This is a genomic window from Candidatus Pelagibacter communis, assembly GCF_001179965.1.
Taxonomy (GTDB): Bacteria; Pseudomonadota; Alphaproteobacteria; order Pelagibacterales; family Pelagibacteraceae; genus Pelagibacter.
The window spans coordinates 1-1532 of record NZ_CVSH01000016.1; the positions used below are offsets into that span (position 1 = coordinate 1).

The window sequence follows — 1532 nt, forward strand, 5'->3', positions numbered from 1 at the left end:
TAATAGAGAATTAGAAAATCCATTAGGAGCTTCTCATATGGGTTTAATTTACGTGAATCCACAAGGTCCTGATGCAAACCCTGATCCATTGCTTGCAGCTCATGACATTAGAGAAACTTTTGGCAGAATGGCTATGAATGATTATGAGACTGTAGCTTTAGTTGCAGGAGGTCATACATTTGGAAAATCACATGGTGCTGCACCAGAATCTCACAAAGGTCCAGAGCCAGAGGGTTCTAAAATTCAATATCAATCAACTGGATGGAATAGTGACTACGGAAGTGGAAAAGCTGAAGATACAATAAGTAGCGGCATAGAAGGAGCTTGGACATCTAATCCAATTAAATGGGATATGGGTTATTTTGAAAATCTATTTGGCTATGATTGGGAATTAACAAAAAGCCCAGCAGGCGCTCATCAGTGGAAGCCTAAGCAAAATGGTCATGCAATATCAACTACCCCAGATGCGCATGTAAAATCTAAAAAAAATCTTCCAATGATGCAAACTACAGATTTGTCTTTAAAACTAGATCCAAAATACGGCCCTATTTCTAGACATTTCTATAACAATCCTAAAGAGTTTGCCGACGCCTTTGCTAGAGCATGGTTTAAACTTACTCATAGAGACATGGGTCCTAAAGTTAACTACTTAGGAAGCGAAGTGCCAAAAGAAGATCTGATTTGGCAAGACCCTATACCTAAAAATAAATTTAAAATTAAAAATAAAGACATTGATGTACTTAAAAATAAAATTGCTAAATCTGGTCTATCTGTTTCGCAGTTAGTAACAACAGCATGGGCTTCAGCAGCCTCATTTAGGGGATCAGACAAAAGAGGTGGGGCAAATGGTGCAAGAATACGTTTAGCACCTCAAAAAGATTGGAAAGTAAACAATCCTACTCAGCTTTCAAAAGTAATTAAAGTTTTAGAAAAAATAAAAAAATCTTTTGATAGCAACAAAAAGAAAAAGAAAGTGTCATTGGCTGATTTAATTGTTTTAGCAGGTGGTGTTGGAATTGAGAAAGCAGCAAAAAATGTAGGAAAAAAAATCAAAGTCCCATTCTCACAAGGACGTGGTGATGCTTCTCAAGATCAAACAGATATTCATTCATTTGGATTATTAGAACCAAAAGCAGATGCTTTCAGAAACTATGCGGATGCAGATCATTCTGAAATTGCTGAAGAAATGTTAATTGACAAAGCACAATTAATGAATCTTACTGGTCCTGAAATGACCGTCTTGATTGGTGGTATGAGAGTTTTAGGTGCCAATTATGATAATTCAAAACACGGAGTATTTACAAAAAAAGTAGGAAAATTGTCCAACGACTTTTTTGTAAATCTTCTTGATATGGATACTGAATGGAAAGAGGTCTCACCAAAAGAAGATCTTTTCGAAGGTAAAGACAGAAAAACAGGAAAAATTAAGTGGACAGCTACTAGATCTGACTTAATTTTTGGATCAAATTCTCAATTAAGAGCTTTTGCCGAAGTTTATGCTTGCGAAGATGCTAAGGATAAGTTTATAAGTG

The 1532-nt window shown here is 35.8% G+C and carries 1 protein-coding gene; it reads left to right on the forward strand.

Annotation, left to right across the window (positions count from 1 at the left end; all coding sequences use genetic code 11):
• The coding region (gene katG, locus AMN73_RS00535; RefSeq protein WP_075534371.1) for a catalase/peroxidase HPI at positions 1-1532 on the forward strand (1532 nt) is incomplete at both ends.